This window comes from Nocardioides sp. 616 (assembly GCF_002930065.1).
In the GTDB taxonomy this organism is placed as follows: domain Bacteria; phylum Actinomycetota; class Actinomycetes; order Propionibacteriales; family Nocardioidaceae; genus Nocardioides; species Nocardioides houyundeii.
The window spans coordinates 25,837-49,656 of sequence record NZ_POAG01000006.1; the positions used below are offsets into that span (position 1 = coordinate 25,837).

Genomic DNA, 23,820 nt, shown 5'->3' on the forward strand with positions numbered 1-23,820 from the left:
TGGCGAGCAGTCTAGAGGAGGCACGGACTTGACGGGGCGAGCTGTGTGTCGGGGGGCGATGCCTCACATGCCCGCTACATGAAGCGGCTCAGCCACCCGAACCTGGTCGAGGTCTACAAGTACGACGAAGACAGCAACGAGTACCGCATGGAGTACTACGACGAGACCCTGCGCGACTACATCCGCAAGCGCAACAGCACGCTCGAGTCCGCCGTCCGTAAGAAGATCGCCCTCTAGTTCTTCAGCGCCGTCAGCTACCTACACCGCCAGGGCATCCTCCACCGTGACATCAGCCTGCAGAACATCTTCCTCCGCGTGTACGGCTACGGCGAGGTCCATGTCAAAGTCTCGGACTTCCGCCTCGCCAAGGACCAGTCTCAGGCGTTCACCCTGACCAACACCGACATGCGCGAAACCATTCGCGACCCCATGCTCGCCTCGTTCAAGGACTACGGCGTCGCCAACCAGCCGGGGCGGGCCCACCCTTCGTTTGGGTCAAGCAAAGGTTTTGGCCTTGGACCTTGCCACGCTCGTTCCATGTGTGCGCACTATGACCCACACATTTCCTGTCGCCACCGTGGCGGCCTTCTCGGGGGAGCCATTGTGGCCGTTGTTTCTGGGCGCGCGCCCGCAGCAGCCGTCGTCGTCTCGACAATCGCCCTGGTCTTTTCCTCGGTCTCGGTGCCGACGGCGACCTCGGCAGCCAGCCCGCCCGCGGCGGCGGTGAAGCTCGCGCCCCAGTTGACACCGCCCGCGGCGACGAAGAGGGGCACCGCGTCGACGGCGCAGGGGGCCCGGGGGTTGACGGCTGCTCAGGCGGGGGTGGCGCCGGCTCGCACAGCGGAGCAGGCGGCTGAGGCCGCTGCCCAGGCGGCCGAGCAGGGCGCGTGGCAGGCGTCGGCGCCGGGGTTGCCGTCCTCGTGGACACCGGGTTCGGCCGTCACCACGCGGGTCACGGTACTGAACAGCTCGGGGCAGGCGTGGCCTGCGCAGTTGCAGTTGTCGTACCGCTGGACGGCCGTCGGTGGCACCGCGGACGTCTCACCCAGCGGCCGGGCCTACGTGCCGCTGGGTCGGGGTCTCGCCTCGGGGGAGTCGGTGACCCTCGCCCTGCCCGTGAAGGCACCCCAGGGTGTCGCGGGCGTCCGCTCGACCTACGACCTGTTTCTGGACCTGTGGGACGGCACGCGGTGGTGGTCCCAGACGAGCCCGCCGGTCGCCACCACGACGCGCCCCGGCGCCGCGTGTGGGATGGTCGCCCTAGGGTTGCTGTGCCCCGAACGCGTGGTTGAGAGCGCGACGTCGAATGGCCTGGGCCTGGAGAAGTTCTTCACTTTCGCCGGCGAGGCGACCGGAGGGGGCACAGCGGCGCTGACCAACCTGCACAACGGCAACCTGGTGTGGTCCTACGACGCCTGGCAGAACCCGTCGGTCGGCGTGTCCACGTTCGTGCGGCTGGCTTACAACAGCCTGGACAGCAGCAATCCCGGGACCGGGCAGGGTTGGTCGGTGCAGACCTCGACGCTGACCCGGCTCGGAAGCGCGCTATCGGTCCCTGGCAGCGGAGTGGCCGCCCCGCCACAGTCGATGCGGTTCGTCGACGGTGACGGAACGTCCCATGAGTACCGCTTGGGCGAGGGATCGACCGCGTCGCTGTGGGTCTACCGGCGCCCCGCCGGTGTGCCGCTCGCGCTGACCCGGGACCTGACCCGGCCGCTGGAGAGCCAGTGGATCTTCACCCGACCTGACGGCACCCGGTTCTTTCACAGCCAGACCACTGGCCTGCCGACCGCGGTGGAGGATCGCAACGGCAACACGCTGACCTTCACCCATGACGCGACCGGGAAGCTCGTAGCGGTCCGGGACACCAAGGGGCGCACCACGCTGACGCTGGGATGGTCAGCCGGGCGCCTGCAGTGGCTGCGGGACCTTTCGGGGCGCGCCCTGCGCTTCGGGTATGACGCGGGTGGCCGCCTGACCACGCTCCAGGACGGCGGGCCGTTCGACCCGACGACTGGTGCCTTCGCAGGCGAAGCCGCAATCAAGAGGTTCCAGTTCGCCTACGCAGATAGCGATACGCCTGGCGCTGGCCAGTTGCAGTCTGTCACCGACCCCCGCGACGGCACCAGCACCATCGACTACGGCAGCAGCGACCAGGGCCAGCCAGGTTGGGTGCATGCCGTCAGGGACCGCGGTGAGCGCGCCACCTACGTCGAATATGAAGTCAGTGCCAGCCAGACCGCGCAGCTCGCGCGGGTGGAGGATCACGTGTCCGGAACGAACGTGGTCACCACGTACCGGATGGACGGGTTCGGCCGCACCACCAGCGTCAAGGACGCGAATGCGTACTCCACCGGTGCCCAGGACCTCACCCTGCTCGGTTGGGATGCCGACCACAACGTGGTGGCGCTGACCGAGCCGAACGGCGCGGTGTCGCGGTGGCAGTTCGACCCGGCCACCGGGTACCCGCTCCAGGTACGCGACGCCGAGGCGGTGCGCACCGAGGGCCCGGCCACGGTCTTGACCTACACCCGGCTCGAGACGGCGCCGGGCAAGCCGACGGTGCTCGCCTCGATCACCACTGCACAGGGGCGGCCATCTCGATTCGCCTACGACACCCGCGGCAATCTGACGTCGGTGACCGACGGTGAGCAGGGCACGACACGGCACACCTACAACGCCGATGGCACGCTCGCTTCCACCCAGGACGCCAACGGGAACCGCACGACGTTCGCAGCGCACGACCCCAACGGCTTCCCGCAGGCCATCACCGACGCCGCGGGGAAAGCGACGCGGTACGTCTACGACGCCCGCGGCAACGTGCTGCAGGTGACTGACGCTCTGGGCCAGGACACCATCGCGGCCTATGACGTGTTCGGTCGGCCTACCTCAACCACGGCGCCGCACGATGGCCAGCGGGTCCGCACTGTCGCCACCGGCTACGACCTCAACGACAACGTCGTCGCCGAGACCGCACCCACGGGCGCTCGGACCGCCTTCACCTACAGCCCGATGGACGAAGTCCTCGAAACCGCCCTCCCCGACAACAACGTCTCCGGGCGCATCATCGAGTACGAATACGACGAGCTCGGTCGGCTCGTCACCGAGGTGAGCCCGCTCGGAGTCGGGATGTCGGGCGACGACTACACGACCCGCTACACCTACGACCGGGTCGGGCAATTGTTGACCGCTCAGGACACCTTCCTCACCAACGGCAGGTACGTCCGCCCCACGACGACCTACTCCTACGACAACGTCGGCAACCTCCGTTCCGTGCTGGATCCCAACAAGACCGCCAGTGCGGCGACGGACCACACCAGCCTGTTCGAGTACGACCTCAACCATCGCCGCATCGCGGCCACCAATGCGGCCGGGCACACCTCCCGCACCGAGTACGACCGGGACGGTCTGGTCACCACCGAAGTCGACCAGGAGGGCCACAAGAAGACCTACACCTACGATCAGGCCGGGCGGGTCACGTCCGAATCAGTCCCGCACACCCCTTCGGGAGCCACAGCCCCGGTGCAGCGGATCACGCGCTACACCTACGACGCGGCCGGCAACAAGCGCAAGGTCACCAAGCCTTCTGGGTTGTTCACCGAGACCTTCTACGACGCCCTGAACCGGCCGGTGAAGACGCACGGCGCTTTCGACCCGGACAAGGAGGTCAGGTACCGCACACCCGCCCGCACGTTCCTGGAGTACGACGCTGTGGGGCGGCTGGTGCGCCAGTCCGAACCCACCTACACGACTCAGGGTCAGGACTGGACGACGTTCGACTACTTCCCCTCCGGGGACATCAAGCGCACTCGCGAGCCGTGGAACCTGGTCACCAGCTACGACTACGACCTCAACGGTCAGCAGACCAGCCGGACCGTGCGGAGCACCGACGACCGGGCCGACCGCACGATGACCTGGGCCTACTACCCGGACGGTTCCCTGAAGTCTCGTGCGGACGCCGCCTCCACGGACCCCGTCACCGTCACCGCAGGTGCCGCCGCTGCCACCAGCAACTCGAAGACGGCCACCAAGGTGAAGGTGCCTGTTGCTGGGGACTACGACGTCTCCGCCGTGTGCGACTCCGCGTCTGCCGAGGCACCCGAGGAGGGCTACCGGGTCGCCAGCGCGGACGGCACCACGACTCTGCGCGCGACCTCCGATAGCTGCACGAAGGGCTACGTCGCGCTCGGGGAGATCAGCCTCGACGCCGGCGTGGAGTACCCGCTCTCCGCAGCGGGGGAGGTCAGGCTGCACATGGCCGCGACCCAGGTCGGACGGTCGGTGGAGTACGCCTACGACGCCAACGGCCAGCAGACCTCGGTCCGCAGCCTCGTCGACGGCACCCTGGCCCACCGCTGGCAGACCACCCGCGACGGCCTGGGCCGCACCCAACGAGTTGAGGAGTTCGCCGGGCAGGACGCCACCACTCCAAGGCGCTGGACTACCTACTCCTACGACCTGGTCGGCAACATGCTCACCTCCTACGCTCAGCGCCCCGACAGCGCCACGACGAACAAGGCCGCCGCCCGCTACACGGAGTACACGTGGGACCCGCGAGACCTCATCCAAACAGTCCGTAGCGGCGCGTCCCCGGCGGACCAGACGCTCAAGACGACCCGGTACGAACACGACGCACGCGGCATGCGGCTCAAGCTGGTCAAGCCCAACGGCAACGTCACCACATACGCCTACTACGAGAGCGGGGAGGCCGCGTCCATCCGGGAGAAGACACCCGAGGGCGACATGGTCTCGCGCCACCTGCTGGCTTACAACGCCGACGGGCAGCGCTCCGAAGACGCCTCACGCCTTCCCGACGCCGCCTCCGGTGCCCCAGCCGGGTCGACTTTGGAGCAGACCGCAACCTACAAGTACACCCCCGCAGGCCAGCTCAAGCTGGTCACGAAGACCGACGACGCAGCCGACGGTCGTCCCGACGCTGGACCCGATGAGAGCTACGCCTACGACGCCGCGGGCAACGTGGAGAAGCAGACCATCGGGGACAAAGCCACCACCTTCACCTACCAGCGGAACCGGCTTACCTCGACGACCTCGGCCGGGGTCACCCTGACCCACCAGTACGACTCCTGGGGCCGCTCCTCTCGCGCCACGACCGCGGACGGCACTGTCGCCAAGCGCTACGAGTACGACGGCTTCGACAGGCTCGTCAACGAGGAGCAGTTCCTCACCAACGGCGCCAGCGACGTCACCACCACACGCAATTACGACGCGTTCGACCGCACCACTACGGAGACCACCAAGGTCCGCACCGCGCCAGCGCGGACCACCCGGTTCGTCTACCTAGGCCTCGCCGACCAGGTCGCAGTCGAGGAGCGGCGCAACGACGACGACTCCTGGGCCATCACCCGCTCCTACGTCTACGGGCCAGACGGTCAGAAGCTCGGCATGGTCCAGACCCCCGTCGAGGGCGGGGCGGGCAAGTCGTTCTACTACGGCAACAGCCCCCACGGGGACGTCGAGACGCTCGCGAACGGCGCCGGCAAGGTCGAAGCGACCTACCGCTACCAGGCCTACGGCGCCCCCGACGAGGTTGGCACCACCGGCCTGGACGCCAAGACCGGCGACCCCGTCGCGGACGCCGAGGTCGTCAACCCCTACCAGTTCAACAGCAAGCGACTCCATGCCGGCACCGGCAAGTACGACATGGGGTTCCGCGACTTCGACCCCGGACTCAACCGGTTCCTCAGCCGAGACTCCTACAACGGTGCCCTGTCCGACATGGCACTCGGCTTTGACCCCTGGAACGCCAACCGCTATGCCTTCGCCGGCGGCAACCCCATCGGAGGCGTCGAGATCGACGGTCACTACGTCGACCCCATCGGCGACGCCGGAGTGAGCAGAAGTAAGAGCGCCGTCAACCCGGACGAGGAACCAGAACCAACCAGACTGGAGACGTTCGGCAGCAACCTCAAGAGTTTCGCCTCCGGTTTCAGCGGAGCGGCGAAGGCGACTGCCGTTGACACCCTCGCGCTCGGCCGCGACAGCCTGATCGGGCCGTGGCACGAGGAGGCCGCAGCTCGCAACGAAGCACGCGGTGATGCACTGCAGTACGCAGTCACGAACCCCAAGGAGACGATCAACGCCGTCGTCGACTCGTGCAAGGCGATGGGGAGCGCGGAATGCTCCGGCGCCGCCACCTTCACCGTGGCGACCGCCTTCGCCGGCTTCGCGAAGGCGGGGCAGATGACTAAGTTCGGGCGCGGGACCGCCGCAAACACGGGTCCAAGAGCGCTCTCAGTCGGACCGTGGGGCCAGAAGATCGTGGATGCCCGCACCCGCTTGCCCGGTTCGTGGGGCCCTGGCACACCGAACGCGAAGGGGGTCGGCACGCGCTGGTTCGACCCCGCCAACAAGGGAAACGGCGTACGGATCGACCAAGGCATTCCCGGTTCGTCCTACGCCTCGCAGCAGGTTGACCACGTAGTTGTCCGCAACGGCGGCCGAATCTTCGGGCCAGACGGCAAGCCCATCGTCGGCCCATTGAGCCAGAACCCCCAGGCGCACATCCCCTTGTCCGATTGGCTCACGTGGTCGTCCTGGAGCACGCCATGAGCGGCATGGTCACATTCCCGGACATGCGGCTGGAGGTGATATCAGCCTTGCGATCGCTCAGCGACCGGCACCATCAGCAGACCCGATGGGGCAAGGTTGAGGAAGGCGTGAATTTCTACGACGACCTGACGCTGAACGTGCACACCCTGTACGACGACTGCATGGTTCTGCCAGAGCCACAGGCCGCCGTGCCGGACGTCATCCACGACTCCGAGGTCCCGGTCTTCCTTGAGTTGGGCAGCGTCCTCGGCCCGATGCTCCAGGACCTCGGGGACGCACCTGATGGCGCCTACATGAGTGATCCGCGTTGGGCCAGCGTTGTGGACGCGGCCGGAGCAGCGCTCGCGGCTATGCAGCAAGCCGACGAAGGACCGGCGCCATGAGCCGCTTCGCTGCAACCTTGTTGGCCCTGATCGCGGCCATGTTCGGTCAGGCACTCTCAGCCTCGACCGCGCTCGCCGCCGCTCCGGATTCGGTAACCGTCTACGTCTATGAAGGCCACCACCACGCTACGGCGATTGGATACACCACCACCGAGCGCGGACCACCGACCTACGCCGACACAACCACTACCACCTTCGACGCCGTCGACCTCCTGTCGCGCGGCGTTTCGGCGTGCTCGGACCGATCCACAACCCTCTCCCGGACGACCTACGACGACCCCTCCGGGTTCGTGCGGGTCGCGCGGGCTGCGGATACGACAACCGAGCCCGCTCGGCGGGTCGACGGGGGTCTGTGCCCGACTCAGTGTTGGCGTGTTGCCGCAAAGACAGGAAACCGTGTCTTCTGGTCAGGGAGCGGAGCGGCCAAGGAGGCAGCAACCACCCACGCGCTCGCTAACGGGTCGAAGACGCTGGAGATGACCAGAGCCGGTCAACTCTTGCAGCGGATACCGCGCGGGAGCATCAACGACCGGATAACGAAGCCTCTGTGGGACATCTCTTCTGCGGTGTTCGCTGGGACTGCGCGCGGTGACGCTCACGTCTTCATCGGCGAAGGTTTCCGAGGGGGCGCCTCGGTATTCGGTCGCATCGAAGGACCAATTCTGAATTTCAAGGGCAATCCGATTTTGCAGCATTATGGGGACGCGTTCTGATGGAAGAGTTCAAGAGGCAGCGGTGGACGGGGTGGATCCGGTCCTCGCAGGGCTACTCAGTGCGAATCGTGGGTCGGAACGACCTCCAATACGTTGACGAGGCTCGACGGTTGGGCCTGTTCGTCGAGCCGCTTGCGAACTACACGGACATAGTCGTCGACACTTCCACGATCCCCGACATGTCAGAACGGTCGCGCGCGGAGCTCATTGACCGACTCCAGCGCGCATTCAGGTTCGCGGGTTGGACGCTGATCGAGTCCGATCGCGACGACATCGAGGACGACTGATGCATACGTGGATAGCTCGGCTCGTCGTGACGGTCTTCGCGACTCTCCTCGGCGCGATGCCACCAGCATGTGCTCTACCGAACACATCGGTGGTCATCACATTCACCTACGACTCCGTGGCCCCGTCCGCTGCAACGACTGCAAGTAGGGCCGTGCGTGGCCCGCCTGTCGAGGCCCACAACCCGAACGTCACCAGTGCCGAGGACCCCGAGTCGAGTGGTGCTTCAGAACGTCCAGGTGGACCCACCGCCGGTGGTGCCTATGACTACGACGGCACGGTTCAGTTCGTGCAGGTCGACAAGACCACCGGTGCGATCGTCGAGCCTGCAAGGACGATCCGAGGGGATCGTTGGTCGCTTCAGCGGTCGCAAGACGCCGCAAACTTCGGACCGAGGAGTCTCGGGGCTGCGCAGCGACTTCGGTACGAAGGGGCCCCGTATCACGGGGCGACGAACCGTGGCCTGAAGAACGCCGCTCCTACGAACGGACAGTCGGCGCTGAACTTCTCTACGCAGGTGAAGGCGACCTCGCCCAGGAGGATTGGCGTCGATCCGGACGCCAATGAGTTCGTCATCTTTGATCAGACTGTTGAAGGTGTCTTCCACGGCCATGCGCGGTCGTGGAGTGAGCTCACCGGCGGGATGCAGAGTGTCCTCCGCAAGGCCGGCATGGTCGATCGTCGCGGGAACATTCTCTAATGGGCGGGATGAACTACCGCGAGCCAGTTCCGGCTACCAGGCGCTCCCTCGGAGATGCGCTGTCGTCCGGAAGCACTGATCGGATCTCTGAGGCGCTCATCGGGTTGGTGTTGACGGATCCGGACCTGCTTTGGCTCCAAGGTCAGTGCTTGGACCTGCTCCACCATGAGGACGACCGTGTCCGGGGGGCTGCCCTAACTTCTCTCGGTCATCTGGCCAGGATCCACGGCCAGATCGACCGTTCGAAAGTGGAGCCTGTTGTGCGGAGCTTCCTGGAGGATCCCGTCCTCGCTGGTCGGGCCGAAGACGCGCTTGACGATTTCGACGTGTTCGCGCCGAACGATGAGTGAGCGGGTGCGCCGTCCGGCGACAGCACAATCGACGATTCCGACCGCTCGTTCGCGGAGCGATTGGCCATTCTCGCGGGTGCTCCTGATCCTGCTGGCTGCCATCTTCGCGGTCTCCGCCGCTGCACTTACCGCAACCACAGCTTCGGCCTCCACGGCCGGCATGGCTGAAACTCGCGTCGGGGCTCACAACGGCGTACTCGACAAGTTCGTCGAGCCGCCGGAAGGCATTCCTGCAGGTCAGCACCTTGGAGAAGGGCTCGCGAGCCGTCAGATCGTGGTGGCTACCGGTGTTGCCGCAAACAGCGGTGACGATGCTCTTCGCGCAGCGCGGGCCGCGCGCGATGCTAAGGCAGCCGAGGTGGGACGGAGCAAGGCGACGGTCACGGGTGGCTACGGACGAGACGGAGTTCCCGTTGCGGGCTGCAACAAGAACCCGACGGCTGCGCCGAGGACGATGTGGCGCGACAGATCGGCGGCGACCCAAGCGACATCAACTTCACAGAAGCAATACGGCCGAGGACCGGTGAGCAAGTCCCGATCTGTGCGCGCTGCCAGGGCACCTACGGGCAGTCCCAATTTCCGCCCAGCACCCTCTTCGATCCCGACGGCCCATGGGGGCGACGATGACCGGCCAGGGCCACGCCCATCCGGACTGGCGTGACCTACGCACCTTGACCGGATCCGCGGAATACGTGCCGGAGGCACTTGACCGGATGCTTACTGCTCTCACAGCCGACGATGCCACTGCGGCATATTGGGAACTCGACAACCGTGTGGTGGTGCAGGGCCAGCTCTTTAGCGCTGCGGAGCGGGTAGCACAGGAGATCGTCGGGCGCATCTGCGGTCGCGACTACACCGACGCTGGCCTTCCACGAGCTGTTGACCTTCTCGTTGAGCTGGCATACGGCGAGCCCGATCAGAGCGAACTCGAACTCGGGAACGATGACTTGGGTCAACGGTGTCGGGAACAGATCGTCGTCGGCCTCAACTGCATCAAGGCGCTGGCATCGTCCGACGACGAGCGGACGCTTCTCGGGATGCTTGACCTCGTCGATCGACTCGACGTGGACACGACTAGCAAGACCGAGTTCCTTTCAAGGCTCCCCGGTCGCAACTGGCCCGACACGGCTCTTCGACGCTTGCGAGAGATTCGATGATCGCCGCCATTGCCCGCGGCCGCGCCCGCCAGGTCGGCTTGTCCTGGTGGGTGCTTGTTGTCTTTGCCTCCTTTGTCGCGGTCCTGGCCACGATCCTGAGCAGCGCATCGGCGTCCGCCGAAACCACGGCCGGGGCTGAAACTCGCGTCGGGGCTTTCAGCGTTGTGGTCGACGTTCCCGTCGGGCCGCCGGAACGCATCGCTGCAGGTCAGCGGCTAGGAAACGAGCCGGTTCGGGTCGTAACCACGGTGGCTACCGGTGTTGCCGCAAACACGGGTCAGAAGTGGGCGTACCGCGGTGTAGGACGCAACCACCCTGGTTACGACGATGCAATGAAGGGCCGGGTGAATCCGCGCAATCCGAACGGCACGGCCACTCCCGAGCAGCACAACCTCGGTAACACCACCGACAGCTCTTACACACCTGGACCCGTGATCCGGCTATCGCGAGGCGGTTCGCTGGCGAGGATGGCGTAGTCCTCCGCGTACCGCGAGGTGGTGGCTCCCCGTACAAGTTTGAGTGGTCGCCAGACGTCTACTACGAGCAGGAAATCCTGATCCGAGGACCGGTGTGCGGAGCTCTGATCTGCTGACATGACCAGATTCCTCGAACCTGACGAACTCCGCCAGATCCTCGCGTCGAGCAGCGACACCATCGCGCAAGAACTCGCTGACCTGCTGGAGGCCACAGACTCGGCCGAACTGATCGCTGTGGAGCCTGCTGCTGCCTCGACGCTGCTTCCGACGTACGAGACGCGACTGGCTGCCGCGGAGGCGGGGCTCGGGCCCCGAACGGAGGGGCTCGCGCCGTTCGTAGCCGCACTGCGTGAGGACCGCACGGTCGAGATGTTCTCGGTCGCTATGGGCAGGACCGTCGGGATTGGACTGCTATCGCTTGACGGCGATCTGGTGGCCATCACCCTGATACGGGCTGGAGGGTAACGGCGTGATCAGACTCTGCGGCGCTGTCCTGCAACTGGTCCTCGCCTGGTTCGTGCTGCTCGGTGCACTGACGTCGCCCGCATCCGCCGACGTCGTTCCGCCGACTTCGCAGGGTTCGGTCTTCGCCTACGATGCTCCGCATGGCGCCGCACTGATCACGTACAACACCAACAGGCGCGGTCCGGCGACCACCTACGCCGCCGACCGCTGGTCGCGAGGAGCGTTGACGGGCCAGGAATCGGCCGTTGACCCGGCGAGCAAGCGCTACACCATCCACACGCTGCTCGTGCAGCCTGAACTGCCTGGGGCTACGACCCGGGAGCAGGTTCGGCGAGCCAACGTGGCTCTCTCGTCGCGTCAGCGCTTGCGTGTTGCCGCAAACGGCGCAGGTGATGTCAGCACGGTCCTGCTCCGCAGTCCGACCCAACTCCAGAAGAAGTTCAAGCACGCTGGGATTTCGGCGTCAACGGCAACTACAGCAAGGCCAACGCCGCTAAGTTCAGCTCCGCGATGCACGAACACATGAACGCCGCTGGTACGCAGAGCATCGTGGGCACCTACCGAAACGCGCCAGCGACGCACTACTTGGATCCGGCATCAGGCCTCAACGTCGTGTCAGATCTGGATGGCAACTTCGTCACCGCGTTCCGGCTCGGCTCCGGTCAACTCAATGACGTCCTGACGACAGGGAGAATCTGGTGACCGAACCCAAGATTTCGATCGAGCTGACAGCCGACGAGGTGCTGGTTCTCTTCGAATGGCTGCATCGCATCAGCGAGACTTCGCAGGTCACCTTCGTAGATCAGGCCGAGCAGCGTGCGGCCTGGGACCTCGAGGCCGCATTGGAGTCGGCAAACCCGACGCTTTTCGCGGGCGACTATCTCCAACGGCTGAAGGCCGCTCGCGACCGCATCAGAGACCCCGATGAATGACCTGACGCTGCGGCGCGTCGGGCTCCACTTGATCAGCCTGCTGCAGTTCTGGTGGCAGTCCTGCTCGGAGCCATCCCGTTGGCTGCTTCCACCCCTAAGGCTGAAACTCCCGTCGGGGCTCACAACCTGGCGGTCGAGGTTCTCGTCGAGCCCCCGCAACAAGAAACTGCAGGTCAGCGGCTAGGAAACGACGTCGCGGGGCTCGAAATGACGGTGGCTACCGGTGTTGCCACAAACACCGGCGTGAACGGTGTTCGGGTGAGTGGTCAGACGGGCGAGCCGCTGGCGGGCATCGTGAAGAACACGTCCCGTATCCCGTCGGCCAGTGGAAGGGCTGCCTATCGGATTCCTGATGAGTTGAACTCGTCTGTCCTGGGCGAGGTGAAGAACGTCAGGTCACTGGGGTATTCCAGCCAGATTCGAGACTTCCATTCGTACGCGGTCGCGAATGATCTGGAGTTTGTGCTGTATGTGCGGTCGTCCACCGTCTTCCGCGGTCAGTTGGCGCAGCTCGAGCAGTATGGCGGCCTGACTCGCGTCAACGTGCCAGGGCTGTGACGGCGATGGCAGGTGCTGAGACCGGGTTGTCTGAGTCCGATCTCCTGCGCGAGCTAGAGGAAGTGGGGTACTCGGTCGGCTCGTTGGCGGATCTTCGGACGTCGGGAGTGAGGTATCGAGAAGCGATTTCGGTGGTCCTCTCAGGGCTTCGGCGTGCGACGACCGATCACAAGGTCAAGGGCGAGATCGTGAGAGCCTTGAGCGTGCCGTGGGCCAAGCCGGCTGCCACCGGTCCGCTCATCGAGGAGTTCATGCAGGTCGAGGACGAGACCGGCATGGGCCTGCGCTGGACTGTGGGAAACGCTCTTGAGGTTCTGTGGGACGACGCGAGGTTCGACGACTTGGTGGCGTTGGCTCGGGATGAGTCCTTCGGCATGGCCCGCGAGATGGTCGTCTTGGGACTCGGTCGATCGAAGAAGCCCGAGGCCGGCGAGGTACTCCTCGAGCTCCTCGAGGATCCGGTCGTCAGCGGTCACGCGGTGAAGGCGCTGCGAAAACTCAAGGTGCCAGCAGCGCGCGCTGGCTTGGAGCGGATGCTCTGTCGGCCTGAGTGGGACCGTGGGCGCGCATCCCTCGTTCCAGGGGGTTCTGAACAGCCTGGTCCTCGATTTCCCACCGCCGGAGTCCGAAGCGCTGCGGCTGTACGAGCCGGGGGTCGCTGAGGCCATCTTCGAGGCTGTCGTCGAGGCATGGGAGCCCGACTGGGCCACTTGGACGTCCGATGCCTTGCGCAACGCGCAGGGCGCCGCACCCCGAGAGCCGGTGGTCGGATGGATGACCTACCTGACGACCCCAGTGGGCACGGATCTTCCAAGCGTCCCGTCACGGTCGCTGCGGAGCGGTACCGTCATCAGGATCGGGCAGGACGTGAACAGCGCCCGAGAGGCCGCTGTCCTAGACGTGCGAGCAAGTCTCGCCAAAATCGGGGCGCTACGCCCGATTCCTCGACTCAGGGCCGCAGGCGAGGACCTCCACGCCGACCGCGTCCCCCTCCCACGCGAGAGTTGCAAATAAGGCACGAAGAGCCGGGGCCGTACTGCGGCGGCAGGGCCAGGACTTCCTGGGTGCGTGCCCGTTCCGCGACGACGACGCGCCGTCGCTGGTGGTGACGCCGGGCAGAACCTGTGGCACTGCCCGGGTGCGTGCGTGCGTCTGGGGTGGTGGTCCGATCGACTGGGTGATGGCCGCCAGAGCGTGAGCATCCGGCGCGGTTGAGCTGCTGCCGGAGGCGTCACCGTCGCTGAGTGTGTTGACGCAACTCGGTGGCCAGGCGCGTTCCGGGTTGTGCTCGAACGCGTTCCCGCGTGGCAACCCGCAGGGCCAGAAGTCACGAGAACATGCTGGTCAAACTGGATTTCGGACCCCTCACGGAGGCGGGGGGTCGGGGGTTACATCGGGATAAACATCGGGATAACCCGACTGTAATTCCGGTGTTGCCGATCCTTGGCGAGCAGTCTAGAGGAGGCACGGACTTGGCGGGACGAGCTGTGGGTCGGCGGCGATGCCTCACATGCCCGACTGGTGAGCAGACCAGGGTGTCCGGGCACCGGCAGGCCCTAGCGTGATGGTGTCCCGACGGTGCACAGGGGGCAGCAGTCAAAGCACTTCCCGGGACATCCCAACTACAGCCCGGGAAGGAGTAAACTGACAGCCAACCCGGAATCTCTGATCCAGAGAGCCGGCACCGGCACGCCACTCGGAAGTATTCCCAGGGGACAGGCCGGATTCAAGGAGCGCATCGACTTCGGCGACGGAATCGGCACTTGGATCTCCAAAGACGGCACGAGCAGCAGCCCAACGTCAGTTGGCATCCTTCATTACCGCGCCAATGGAAGCGTCCACATTATCCCAGGGAGGCCGAGGCCGTAATGACTGACCCCGACAACTTCCGCACCGAGGTGCTGCTGTCCTTTCAGCGCGCTCTCTGGGACATGGTCACGCCCTCACTACGGGCGGTTGCCGTAAGCCCCGTGTTTCCACTTATTGAGGCCAGGTTCATGTACGAGGCAGTCAGCGAAGAAGAGCGGATGATCGTGGCTGAGGTTGAGGCTTACGTGGTGGCCGACTTCCTGCCTCCCGTTGATGTGCGATTCAAGGCAGTTACTGTTCCAATCGGCTCCCCTCGTGAGCTCGCCTCGGATGAGGAATGGGTCTATCGCCGGCTCGAGGAAGACTCGTCATGAGTCGTCTGCTCGTGTTCGTCGTGGGCATCCTCGCGCCGTGGCTCGGCGCGATGGCGCCAGCGATCGCGACGATGTGACCGTTCCCCTCCTGGTGCTCCGCACCAAGGGAAACGTCCGCGCACCTGCCTGCTCCGAGTGGGAGGGATAGTGGTGGGGACACAGCGGGCCCTCTCCCGTTGCCTTGGCACTCGGTAGCCAGTCGCGTTCCGCCTGGTCCTCGAACGCGTTCCCGGGTGGGAACCCGTAGGCCCAGAAGTCACGAGAACATGCTGGTCAAACTGGATTTCGGACCCCTCACGGAGGCGGGGGGTCGGGATTCCCATCGGAGTGAACATCGGGATAACCCGACTGTCGTTCCATGAGCTTCCGGCCTTGGCGAGGAGTCTAGGGCAGCGTCGACGTAGCTGCCCGGGTTGCCGTGTGCCGCCCGCTTCCCATTCCGCTGTCGCTCGATACGCTGACAGCCATGAGTGCGGCTGGTCCCGACGACGAACAGGTCTGCCGCTTCGCCACGGCCAACCGACTTCTTGCGGCCGAGATGTTCGCCCGCCTGGACGCCGAGCAGTGGCGTACGCCGAGCCTGTGCGCGGGGTGGACCGTCCGGGAGGTCGCCGCCCACCTGGTGCCTCCCGAGGGCGGGTTCACCGTCGGCTTCCTGCTCCGCTCCCTGTGGAAGTACCGGCTCGACCTGGACCGGATGGTCGACGAGACGGCCCGCGAGGCGGCCCAGCGTCCGACCGAGGAGCTCGTCGAGCAGCTGCGCAGCAGGGCGGGCAGCCGACTCAAGCCGCCGGTCGTCGGCGCGCTCGGCCCGATGACGGACACCTGCATCCACATGCGTGACGCCGCCCGACCCCTCGGTCTCGACGTCAACCCGGAGCCGGCGTCCTGGCGACTCGCGCTGGACTTCCTGGTCTCCAAGCCCGCCCGGCGAGGACTGGTGCCGCCCGACCGGCTGGCCGGACTCCGCTTCCTGACCACCGACCAGGAGTGGACCCACGGGCAGGGAGCAGAGGTGCGCGGCAGCAGCGAGGCGATCGCGATGGCGCTCTCCGGGCGCTCCGCTGCGCTCGCCGACCTGACCGGTGCAGGGCTGCCCACCCTGTCCGGCAGGATCTCAGGGTGATCGCCAGGCTGCGGCCCTCGGACCGCCGGCACTGATCGCGACCTGTGACGGCGTACGCCGGCGATGCTGCTCCTAGCGTCGCCACCACGGACGGCTGGGTGCCGGTTCGACCCGATGCCCGAGGGCCACTCGCAGGCCCCGGAGGGTGGCCTCGTCGCCCTTGATCTGGGGGTTGGTGCCGCGGTACCCCTCGAGCCACCGCAGCAGCGGGCCGGAGTCATCGGCCAGCGTGAGCGCCGGGGGTCCTGGCGAGCCGGGGGCGATGGCCCCGCCGCCCCCCTGGCGGTCCTCGCTGAACCGCACCCACCACGACCGTCCGGTGTCTGCGGCCACGAGCTGAGCGGGCGCGGGGTGCCAGACGACGTCGGCGCCGGGCTCGCTCCAGTGCGCCAGGGCCCGGTCGACGCAGTCCGACGCTACGTCTGGTTGCAGGGGCGGCGCGGCAGTGCCGCGAGCTTCGTTGGTCGCGCAGGCCACGCTGATCGCCTCGTGGGCCAGCAGGCGCGCCACGTCGTGGGAGGTACCCGGCCGGCCGAAGTAGTCGAGCTCCAAGTCTGGCCCGGAGTCCACGAGCAGCCGCAGCACCTGGTCCCGCTGCCGTTCGATCGAGGCCAGCACGTCGCCGTACGCCGTCGGCGGCGGGCCCCCTTCGTAGGCGCGCCAGTCGGTCTCGGGGTGGGCGAGGAGCCACGCCCAGACCTGCAGCGTCGCCAGGTGCTCCAGGGCGTAGCCGAGCGCCTCCGCACCGTGCGGCGGCACGGAGGCCCTGGGCTCCAGCGCCCCCAGGGCGTCCAGTGCGGCGCGCTCGTGGAGGTCGAGCAGCTGGAGGTACTGCGCGTGCGGAAGGGGGTGGGTCGAGGTCACGCGAGCACCCCAGGTGCACCTGGGGTACGGACTCAGCGCCACCAGTCGGTGGGGATCGGCGGCGTGTGAGCGGGAAGCAGGCGGGCGTCGACCTCCTGCTCGTAGGCGTAGGCGTAGCCCAGCAGCCGCGGCTCGGTGAATGCTCCGGCGAGGAACGCCAGGCCCGCTGACGTCCCGTCGGTCGCGATGCCCCCCTGGACCAGCACGTCCGGGTAGCCGGAGAACGCGGACAGGTCGCTGCCCCCGGCGGTCGGACGGACCAGCGCGTCGAGGTCGTTCTCGTGAAGGAGCTCGTCGAGCGCCTCCCGCATCTGAGCCGGGGCCTCCGCGGCGGCCTTCACGTACTCCGGGTCGTCCTTGCCGCCACGCTGGGTCTCGCTCGCGAGGCGGGTGAGGACCTCCGGAGCCATCCCGAACCCCGGCTGGGCGCTGGCCTCGTAGACCTCCTGGTGGGAGGTGACGGAGGCTCCGGGTCGGAACGCCGTCAGATACTCGCCCAACTCGGTCCTGAACTCGGTCTCGGAGATGAGCGCGTAGGAACTGGCACGCAACGCGAGGGCGTCGGTCGGCACCTCGAGATCGTCGACCACCGTGGCGCCCAGGCGACGCATGGTCTGTACGGCCGCGTCCATCATGGGATCGGTGGCCTCAGTGACGTAGTTGCGGAGGACGCCGATGCGTGCGCCCCGGAAGGAGTTCCTGCGCAGTGACGAGGTGTAGTCACGGGGAATCTTCCCGCGGCTCGCCCTGGTGGCCGGGTCACCGGGGTCGTAGCCGGCCAGGGTGTTGAGCACGAGCGCGCTGTCGGTGACGGTGCGGGTCATCGGACCTGCCGCGTCGAAGGTGGAGGAGAACGGCACGATGCCCGCGCGACTGACCAGTCCCATCGTGGGACGCACCCCCGCGAGCGACTCGGCGTTGACCGGTCCCCTGATCGAGCCCAAGGTGTCGCTGCCGATCGAGAGCACGGCGAAGTTGGCCGCGATCGCAGCCGCCGGCCCGCCGGATGACCCGGAGGGGGAGCGGGACAAGTCGTACGGGTTGAGCGTCTGTCCTCCGGCTGAGCTGTAGCCGGCTCGCCCTCCGTGCGCCCACTCGTCCAGGTTGCCCTTGCCCAGGATGAGGGCACCGTCCTCGCGGAACTTGCGCGCGATCGTCGAGTCCCGGGCTGGTAAGGGGGAGAGGAGGGTCTTGGACCCCGCCGTGGTCGGCATGTCCTTGGTGTCGATGTTGTCCTTGAGGATCACCGGGATGCAGTGCAGCGGTCCCACCCTGCCCCTGGACTTGCGGTACGTGGCGTCGAGGGCCCGTGCCTGCGCCTTGGCGTCCACCGCCACCGTGATGAGCGAGTTGATTGCGGGCCCTTGGTTCTCGTACGCCTGGATCCGTGTCAGGTAGCCGTCGACGAGCTGGGAGCACGTCAGGGTGCCCGACCTGAACGCCTGGTGGATGGAGGCGACGGTCGCCTCCTCGAGGACGAACGGCTTGGCGCGCTGACCGTGGGCCGAGCCCACGGTCGGAGCTGCGACGAGGGCGGCAGTGGCCGTGACCACCACGGCATTGATCAGTCGTGTCCGAGACAGCACGCGGAATCTCCTCGAGCGGCACGCTCCCGGCCGCCGCCGAGAGCTGGAACCGCTCACTGTGCCCCGGCGAGGCCCCTGGCTGGTGAGGTGCGCATGACGTTCGTGTTGCAGGTGTGTTGCCCAGCGAGGCTCCGTAACCGATGCACCTCGAGACCCGCGGTCGGTTGCTGGTCGGTGACGTTGCCCGGGGGCAAGTCCCCAGACCGCACAGCTCAGTCTGCAGATCGTCTGACTTTCGTGCGTGCCGATGCGTCACACTCGTGAGGGCGCTGGGCGCCGAGCCAGAACCGGGGGACAGGGATGAGCGGCACGAGGGCACCCAACGCGGTTGGGGAGCACGGGCAGTCACGGCCGCGGCCGCCGTGCGCGCCGATCAGGGCGCTCGCGCTCGCGGTCGCGGTCGCGTTGGTTCTGACCGGTTGCGACACCGGCGCTACCGAAGGTGCCGCGCCGGGTGACGGGGCGGCCGCAACCGTGCGGGCAGAGGTTGTGGAGGCGAGCGCCCCGAGCATCGTTGCGGACCTCCCCGAGGGCGAGACCTCCGATGTGCCTTGGTACGACAAGGGCCGGTTGCACGTCGGTGAGGCCGCGATCCGCACCAGGCCCCTGGAGCTGAGGTACGCCAACGGAACCATCGTGGCTGGCCGCAGCCGGATGGACGGCTCGGAGTGGTTCCTGGTGCTGCAGACCGCCCAAGGAGCCCGGATGCACCGGCTCGTCCGGTCGAAGGGCCCTACCTCGGTCACCGTCTCCGCCGACGGTGCGACCGTGGTCTGGGTCGAGACGCTGGGCGAGGACCTGCGCCGGGTCACTGCGTACGACGTGGGCTCCCGACGCAGGCTCGGCTCGGTCCGAGTGCCGGTCCATACGTTCTGCTGCACCGGGAACGGTGAGGTGTACGTCACGTCCATCCTGAGGGACGGTCGCGTCGTCTGGCACACCGCTGACCGCCGACCCGCTGTGGTCTGGCGACCCGGTGACCGGGGCACGGTGCGGCTGCGCGGTCACCGCTCTCGCGCCTTGACCATGGGCGGCTGGCCGGGCGGGGTGATGTGGCAGGCACGCGGCCGGGACATCTTCTACACGCCCGGCGTCTACGCCAGCGTCGGACGTGACGGTGTGGCCCATCGCCAGGGGCGCGTCCCCGTCGAGCAGCGGGGCGGGTGGTCCCCGGACGGCAGGACCTTCGTCTATGTCGGCCAGGAGGACGGCCGAAGCAGGCACAAGGAGGCCGCGCACGCGCTGTGGGCGAAGAACGTCGCGACCGGGCAGCTGCTCCGGCTCGGCCTCGCTACGGACTCCTCCCCGAACCTCATCGGCTGGGAGTCGCCGACCGAGGTGCTCGTCTGGGTGTCGGCCGGCGACGACCCCGATGCTGGAGACAGCCGGGTGCCGCAGGCGCTGGTGCGCTGTGAGGTCTCAACAGGGGCGTGCGAGCGACCCGCAGAGCCCCCGAGCAGGTTGGTCAACTACCCGATTTGGTGACGGGGCGGCAGCGCTCTCGTCTGTTGGGCTCCACGTTTACCCGCCGGGGGTGGGGGCAGGATGCCTCCGCCGCGTCGGACTCGGCCGACACCAGCCCCGCCTGATCGGAGCACCCGTCCATGCCTCGTCGTACCCGGCTGGCCATCGCCGTCTCCACCGTCCTCAGCCTCTCCGCCTGCACGCAAGGTTCCTCGGACGAGCCCGAGGCCAAGAACGACAGCGTCGGGGACGTCAAGGCGGCATGGCGCGAGATCGACACCACGGCAGCGGCGCCTGCGGAGCCGCGCGTGTCCGTCGGACCCTCGCTCGCCGGGTCCGGCGGTCTGCCCGCCCTGGTCGCCGGGCAGGTCGCCGCGCCGGATGCACCGGCGGCAGCGACCGTGTGGCCCGCCGACGGGGTCGGACCTCGCACCGGACAGGTCCTGGAGGTCGGCGAGGGTGACGGGGCCGTCGGCGACCTCGCCGCGGTCGGGGAGACGACGTACGCCCTCGGAGGCCGTTGGCACGAGGGGAGATCCGAGCCGTTCCTGCAGTCCTCCGCCGACCGCGAGACCTGGTCGCCGGTCGAGCTCCCCGCGGAGGTGAACGAGCGTGGCATCGTGCTGAGCGCCATCGCGGGGCAGCCCGAGGGCGGCGTGGTCGCGGTCGGCACGGACGAGGACGAGTTGCCGATCGCGGTCCTCGTCGAGACGGGCAAGGTGGTGGACCTGCCGGCGCCCGCCGAGGGGAGGCTGGCCGGGATCATCGAGGCGGAGGCCTCCGACCGTGGTCTCGTCGTGCTGACCGCGGTCGAGCGCGAGGACGGGAGAAGGGAGAACCAGGCGCTGGTCTCCGTCGACGGTGGAGCCACCTGGTCGACGTCGAAGGCGCTGCCCGGCACCGAGGCCGTCCTCAACGGGATGGTGGCGGTGAAGAACGGGTTCGTGGCCACCGGCTACGCCCTGAACGGCGGCGACTACACCCCCGCTGCCTGGTTCTCCAAGGACGGGACCGGGTGGAAGACCGAGGCGCTGCCCGCCTTCCCCGGCCACAGCGCGGGCTGGGCGGGCTGGGTGAACGCGCCGAGTGCGGGCGGCGGCACCGTGTTCGCCGCCCTGAGCGACGCGGAGAAGCTCTTCTCGGTCGTGCTCCGGCGCTCGCCCGCCGGGCGGTGGTCGCGGTTCGGCGACCTGCCGTCCTGGCGCACCCCCGGGAGCTCGCCACTCGTGGTGGCGGACGGGCGCGAGGTGGTGGCCGTGCGCTCGTGGAACGGGCTCCTGCAGACCGGCAAGCTCAGCGCGAAGGGAGCCTGGAGCACCCTGGGGGAGACCGGCGCTCTGCCCAAGGTGGACGGCTGGGCGACCATTGGCCAGCTGGGCGAGGAGACGGCGCTGGTCGGATCCCGCGCCGAGGTCGAGCTCTCCTCGGGCGACGGGTGGACGAGCACCACGAAGCTGACCCCGTTCTCGCTGGCCGAGGACGTCCTGGAGTCCGCTGAGTGGCAGCCGGCCCAGGTCGAGGGCACCTCGGGCATGGCGGCGGTCACCGACGAGGAGGGCAACGCGTTCGTCACGTCGGAGCAGATCAGTCCCTCCGACGTCCCCGGGGCGGTCGACGAGTCCGACGTCGCCGGCTGGTTCCGCGCTGTTGGGGCGAAGAAGTGGAAGCCCGCGCGCGGGCTCTCCGGTCCCCGCACGGAGTTCCTCAGCGAGGCGAGCATCCAGGACGGCGAGTGGGTCGTGATCGGCGTCGACCGGGCCAGCTTCGTCGCCAGCGACCACAGCTACGGCGCACTGTGGACGTCGCGGAACGGGGTGTCGTGGAAGCGTGCCAAGGGCCCGTTCGACGTGGACCGCTCCAGCGACTCCTGGCTGAGCGGAACCTGTGTGCTGCCCGGCGGCGACCTGGTGGCCGTCGGCGGGGTCGAGGACCCGAGCAAGGGCTCGCGGCCGGTGGCCTTCCGCCGAGGGGAGGGCGGCTGGAAGCGGCTCGACATCCAGGGCCTCGGGGCAGGAACGACCGCGCTCAGCTCGTGCGCCGGCACCGGCGACGTCGTGCTCTTCCAGGGCATCGCAGCCGGTCGTGACGCCACCTGGTCGACGACCGATGGCGAGGAGTTCACGAGCATCGAGATCGGCGGCACCGAGGACAGCGTCGGCACCATCGTCGCGATGGACCGGGGCTTCGCCGCCCCCGGCGGGGTGTACGGCGGCCAGCAGGCGCGGGCCGTGGTGTGGCTCTCGACCGACGGCGCGACGTGGACCTCGGTCGACGTGCCGGCCAGTCGGCCCATGGCCGCCACCTCGGTCCTGGCCAACGAGTCCGGCCTCGTCGTGGGGCTCGCGAGCCAGAACGGTCCGTCTGTGGCGGTCCTGGAGAACGTCGAGGAGCTGCTGCAGTAACGGGCCTCGTTCGGCCGGCCGGCCAGGGCTGGCGGGCTCAGCGCTCCCGGTCGGGCGGCAGCCGCAGGACGGCCAGCGTGGTGGCCAACATCTCGTAGTGCCCGACCAGCAGCAGCACCTCCAGGCAGGTGCGTTCGTCGAGCTCGGCACGCAGCCGGGCCCACGTGGCGTCGCACAGGTCCCGGTCGTGGTGCAGCTCGTCGGTGACGGTGAGCAGCAGTCGCTCGCGCTCGGTCCAGCCCTCGGCCTCCGGCCCGGCGACGACCCGCTCGAGCTCGACGGGGCCGATCCCGGCACGCGCGCCGAGCCGGGCGTGGTGGGTGAACTCGTAGTCGCAGCCGGTCAGGGTCGCCACCCGGAGGATCACCAGCTCGGTCTCGCGGCGCGGTAGACGACCGCCGGGCATCAGCCGACCCGCGAAGTGCAGCCATCCCCAGAAGAGCCGTCGGTTGCGACCGAGGGTGAGGAAGAGTGCCGGCGGCTCGGTGCCGGCGACCCGGCCCGCTATCCGGGCGAACCCGGTGACCACCGGTCCGACCTCGCGCCAACCGCCCGGGGCGACGCGCGACGTACGGTCGTTGGGGCTGCTCGGGGGCATCGCTCACGCCTCCCGCGGACGACGGGCGCGGCCGACCTCGGGCAGCGCCCGGTTGGCCCCGGCGTTCATCGCCTTCATCGCCAGCAGGTAGCCGGGCGGGAAGAGGCGCTGCAGCAGGTGGATGAGCCGGATGTCGGGGGAGGTGTAGACCCAGTAGCGGTTGCGACGTACGCCGGTCAGGATCGACTCCGCGGCCTGCTCGGCGGTGACGGCCCGGGCCCGGAACCTGTGGTGCAGCCGCTCGAACCTCTCGCTCGCCTTGTCCACCCCGGCGATGGTGACGGTCTCGGTGAGCGGCGTCGCCACCCCGCCGGGGCAGACCAGGCTGACGCCGATGCCGTGCCGGGCCAGGTCGAAGCGCAGCACCTCCGAGACGCCCCGCAGCCCGAACTTGCTCGCGCTGTACGCCGCGTGCCAGGGCATCCCGATGATCCCCGCGGCCGAGGACACGTTGACCAGGTGCCCGCCGCGACCGGCCTCGATCATCGGCGGCACCAGGGTCTCGATGACGTGGACCGGACCCATCAGGTTGACCTCGACCAGGCGCCGCCAGTGCTGGTGCTCCAGGCTCTGCACGGTGCCCCAGGTCGAGATGCCGGCGATGTTCATCACCACGTCCATGGCGCCGCAGGTCGCGGTCACCTCGTCCGCCAGTCCGCGCACGGCGTCATAGTCGGCGATGTCCGCGGGGGCGGCGTACGCGACCGTGCCGCCGGCGGCGCGGATCTCCTCGGCGGTCCGGTGCAGACCAGCGGCATCCACGTCGGTCAGGTGGAGCACCGCACCCTGGGCGGCCGCAGCCTGGGCCGTGGCCCGCCCGATGCCGCTGGCGGCGCCGGTGATGAACACCTTGCGGTTGTCGAGGTCACGCAGGCGGCGTGTTCTGAGTCCCATCGTCGGAGTCTGGCAGAGCCGACAGCACTGCGGTCCCGGCGCGCGGACGGGTCCAGGGTGGCTGGTCTGGTCCTCGGCGTACCCGCAACTGGTGAACTTTTCTCTCACACCGAG

Annotated in this window: 23 protein-coding genes; 18 read left to right on the forward strand and 5 right to left on the reverse strand. The window is 68.0% G+C overall.

The features are described 5' to 3' along the window. Window positions 1-78: 78 nt before the first annotated feature. Entirely contained in the window at window positions 79-237 is a 159-nt protein-coding gene (locus C5H89_RS18755; RefSeq protein ID WP_162799150.1) for a hypothetical protein, read from the forward strand. A gap of 575 nt (window positions 238-812) precedes the next feature. On the opposite strand, the gene C5H89_RS19435 is transcribed toward C5H89_RS18755, so the two are convergent. After that, complete coding sequence (locus C5H89_RS19435; protein ID WP_275887090.1) at window positions 813-947, reverse strand: hypothetical protein; 135 nt, start codon at window positions 945-947, stop codon at window positions 813-815. 46 nt (window positions 948-993) lie between these two features. Between C5H89_RS19435 and C5H89_RS01455 the strand changes: the two genes are divergently transcribed. From C5H89_RS01455 to C5H89_RS01535, 15 genes are all read left to right on the forward strand, one after another. Beyond that, complete coding sequence (locus tag C5H89_RS01455; RefSeq protein WP_162799151.1) at window positions 994-6,570, forward strand: RHS repeat protein; 5,577 nt, start codon at window positions 994-996, stop codon at window positions 6,568-6,570. After that, entirely contained in the window at window positions 6,567-6,953 is a 387-nt protein-coding gene (locus C5H89_RS01460; RefSeq protein WP_162799152.1) for a hypothetical protein, read from the forward strand. The genes C5H89_RS01455 and C5H89_RS01460 overlap by 4 nt, the downstream gene beginning before the upstream one ends. Further along, window positions 6,950-7,666 carry a hypothetical protein gene (locus C5H89_RS01465; RefSeq protein ID WP_104105337.1) on the forward strand — a complete coding sequence of 239 codons (717 nt, stop codon included), beginning with the start codon at window positions 6,950-6,952 and terminating at the stop codon, window positions 7,664-7,666. The genes C5H89_RS01460 and C5H89_RS01465 overlap by 4 nt, the downstream gene beginning before the upstream one ends. Then, the gene (locus C5H89_RS01470; RefSeq protein WP_104105338.1) at window positions 7,666-7,953 is read left to right on the forward strand and encodes a hypothetical protein; all 288 of its coding nucleotides are present in this window, start codon (window positions 7,666-7,668) and stop codon (window positions 7,951-7,953) included. Before C5H89_RS01465 ends, C5H89_RS01470 begins: the two co-directional genes overlap by 1 nt. A 26-nt stretch (window positions 7,954-7,979) precedes the next feature. Then, window positions 7,980-8,651: a hypothetical protein gene (locus C5H89_RS18765; protein WP_162799153.1), complete on the forward strand. Its 672-nt coding sequence runs from the start codon at window positions 7,980-7,982 to the stop codon at window positions 8,649-8,651. 8 nt (window positions 8,652-8,659) lie between these two features. Beyond that, window positions 8,660-9,001, forward strand: coding sequence for a hypothetical protein (locus C5H89_RS01480; protein ID WP_162799154.1), 342 nt, complete (start codon window positions 8,660-8,662; stop codon window positions 8,999-9,001). A gap of 623 nt (window positions 9,002-9,624) precedes the next feature. Further along, window positions 9,625-10,158: a hypothetical protein gene (locus C5H89_RS01485; protein ID WP_162799155.1), complete on the forward strand. Its 534-nt coding sequence runs from the start codon at window positions 9,625-9,627 to the stop codon at window positions 10,156-10,158. Continuing rightward, complete coding sequence (locus tag C5H89_RS18770; protein WP_162799156.1) at window positions 10,155-10,634, forward strand: hypothetical protein; 480 nt, start codon at window positions 10,155-10,157, stop codon at window positions 10,632-10,634. Before C5H89_RS01485 ends, C5H89_RS18770 begins: the two co-directional genes overlap by 4 nt. Before the next feature lie 117 nt (window positions 10,635-10,751). Next, a complete protein-coding gene (locus C5H89_RS01490) occupies window positions 10,752-11,099 on the forward strand; it encodes a hypothetical protein (RefSeq protein ID WP_104105342.1) in 348 nt (115 codons plus the stop codon). A 4-nt stretch (window positions 11,100-11,103) separates the two neighbouring features. Then, window positions 11,104-11,625 carry a hypothetical protein gene (locus C5H89_RS18775; RefSeq protein ID WP_162799157.1) on the forward strand — a complete coding sequence of 174 codons (522 nt, stop codon included), beginning with the start codon at window positions 11,104-11,106 and terminating at the stop codon, window positions 11,623-11,625. 172 nt (window positions 11,626-11,797) lie between these two features. Further along, entirely contained in the window at window positions 11,798-12,031 is a 234-nt protein-coding gene (locus C5H89_RS01500; RefSeq protein ID WP_104105344.1) for a hypothetical protein, read from the forward strand. 51 nt (window positions 12,032-12,082) lie between these two features. Beyond that, window positions 12,083-12,589, forward strand: a complete 507-nt coding sequence (locus tag C5H89_RS01505) for a putative toxin (protein WP_162799158.1) — start codon at window positions 12,083-12,085, stop codon at window positions 12,587-12,589. 26 nt (window positions 12,590-12,615) lie between these two features. Continuing rightward, window positions 12,616-13,251 (forward strand): HEAT repeat domain-containing protein, encoded by a 636-nt coding sequence (locus C5H89_RS18660; protein WP_162799159.1) that lies wholly within the window; start codon window positions 12,616-12,618, stop codon window positions 13,249-13,251. 1,206 nt (window positions 13,252-14,457) lie between these two features. After that, complete coding sequence (locus C5H89_RS01530; RefSeq protein ID WP_104105350.1) at window positions 14,458-14,772, forward strand: hypothetical protein; 315 nt, start codon at window positions 14,458-14,460, stop codon at window positions 14,770-14,772. Between the two features lie 466 nt (window positions 14,773-15,238). Further along, the gene (locus C5H89_RS01535) at window positions 15,239-15,898 is read left to right on the forward strand and encodes a maleylpyruvate isomerase family mycothiol-dependent enzyme (protein ID WP_104105351.1); all 660 of its coding nucleotides are present in this window, start codon (window positions 15,239-15,241) and stop codon (window positions 15,896-15,898) included. A 72-nt stretch (window positions 15,899-15,970) separates the two neighbouring features. On the opposite strand, the gene C5H89_RS01540 is transcribed toward C5H89_RS01535, so the two are convergent. Both C5H89_RS01540 and C5H89_RS01545 read right to left on the reverse strand, forming a co-directional pair. After that, a complete protein-coding gene (locus tag C5H89_RS01540; RefSeq protein WP_104105352.1) occupies window positions 15,971-16,762 on the reverse strand; it encodes a hypothetical protein in 792 nt (263 codons plus the stop codon). Window positions 16,763-16,794: 32 nt separating this feature from the next. After that, entirely contained in the window at window positions 16,795-18,348 is a 1,554-nt protein-coding gene (locus C5H89_RS01545; protein ID WP_162799161.1) for an amidase family protein, read from the reverse strand. 474 nt (window positions 18,349-18,822) lie between these two features. Between C5H89_RS01545 and C5H89_RS01550 the strand changes: the two genes are divergently transcribed. Together C5H89_RS01550 and C5H89_RS01555 are read left to right on the forward strand one after the other, a co-directional pair. Then, a complete protein-coding gene (locus C5H89_RS01550; protein WP_162799162.1) occupies window positions 18,823-19,833 on the forward strand; it encodes a hypothetical protein in 1,011 nt (336 codons plus the stop codon). A gap of 119 nt (window positions 19,834-19,952) precedes the next feature. Further along, window positions 19,953-22,214 carry a hypothetical protein gene (locus C5H89_RS01555; RefSeq protein WP_104105355.1) on the forward strand — a complete coding sequence of 754 codons (2,262 nt, stop codon included), beginning with the start codon at window positions 19,953-19,955 and terminating at the stop codon, window positions 22,212-22,214. Between the two features lie 37 nt (window positions 22,215-22,251). Here the strand turns inward: C5H89_RS01555 and C5H89_RS01560 are convergent, their stop codons facing one another. Together C5H89_RS01560 and C5H89_RS01565 are read right to left on the reverse strand one after the other, a co-directional pair. Further along, the gene (locus C5H89_RS01560) at window positions 22,252-22,812 is read right to left on the reverse strand and encodes a carboxymuconolactone decarboxylase family protein (protein ID WP_104105356.1); all 561 of its coding nucleotides are present in this window, start codon (window positions 22,810-22,812) and stop codon (window positions 22,252-22,254) included. 3 nt (window positions 22,813-22,815) lie between these two features. Further along, window positions 22,816-23,706: an SDR family oxidoreductase gene (locus C5H89_RS01565; protein WP_104105357.1), complete on the reverse strand. Its 891-nt coding sequence runs from the start codon at window positions 23,704-23,706 to the stop codon at window positions 22,816-22,818. Window positions 23,707-23,820: the final 114 nt, after the last annotated feature.

What these genes read in the sequence shown, in the direction of transcription:
- C5H89_RS18755 (WP_162799150.1), top strand. Translation starts at nt 79, where the DNA reads ATGAAGCGGCTCAGCCACCCGAACCTGGTCGAGGTCTACAAGTACGAC.
- C5H89_RS01460 (WP_162799152.1), top strand. Translation starts at nt 6,567, where the DNA reads ATGAGCGGCATGGTCACATTCCCGGACATGCGGCTGGAGGTGATATCA.
- C5H89_RS01465 (WP_104105337.1), top strand. Translation starts at nt 6,950, where the DNA reads ATGAGCCGCTTCGCTGCAACCTTGTTGGCCCTGATCGCGGCCATGTTC.
- C5H89_RS01470 (WP_104105338.1), top strand. Translation starts at nt 7,666, where the DNA reads ATGGAAGAGTTCAAGAGGCAGCGGTGGACGGGGTGGATCCGGTCCTCG.
- C5H89_RS01480 (WP_162799154.1), top strand. Translation starts at nt 8,660, where the DNA reads ATGAACTACCGCGAGCCAGTTCCGGCTACCAGGCGCTCCCTCGGAGAT.
- C5H89_RS01485 (WP_162799155.1), top strand. Translation starts at nt 9,625, where the DNA reads ATGACCGGCCAGGGCCACGCCCATCCGGACTGGCGTGACCTACGCACC.
- C5H89_RS18770 (WP_162799156.1), top strand. Translation starts at nt 10,155, where the DNA reads ATGATCGCCGCCATTGCCCGCGGCCGCGCCCGCCAGGTCGGCTTGTCC.
- C5H89_RS01490 (WP_104105342.1), top strand. Translation starts at nt 10,752, where the DNA reads ATGACCAGATTCCTCGAACCTGACGAACTCCGCCAGATCCTCGCGTCG.
- C5H89_RS01530 (WP_104105350.1), top strand. Translation starts at nt 14,458, where the DNA reads ATGACTGACCCCGACAACTTCCGCACCGAGGTGCTGCTGTCCTTTCAG.
- C5H89_RS01535 (WP_104105351.1), top strand. Translation starts at nt 15,239, where the DNA reads ATGAGTGCGGCTGGTCCCGACGACGAACAGGTCTGCCGCTTCGCCACG.
- C5H89_RS01555 (WP_104105355.1), top strand. Translation starts at nt 19,953, where the DNA reads ATGCCTCGTCGTACCCGGCTGGCCATCGCCGTCTCCACCGTCCTCAGC.
- C5H89_RS01560 (WP_104105356.1), bottom strand. Translation starts at nt 22,812, where the DNA reads ATGCCCCCGAGCAGCCCCAACGACCGTACGTCGCGCGTCGCCCCGGGC.
- C5H89_RS01565 (WP_104105357.1), bottom strand. Translation starts at nt 23,706, where the DNA reads ATGGGACTCAGAACACGCCGCCTGCGTGACCTCGACAACCGCAAGGTG.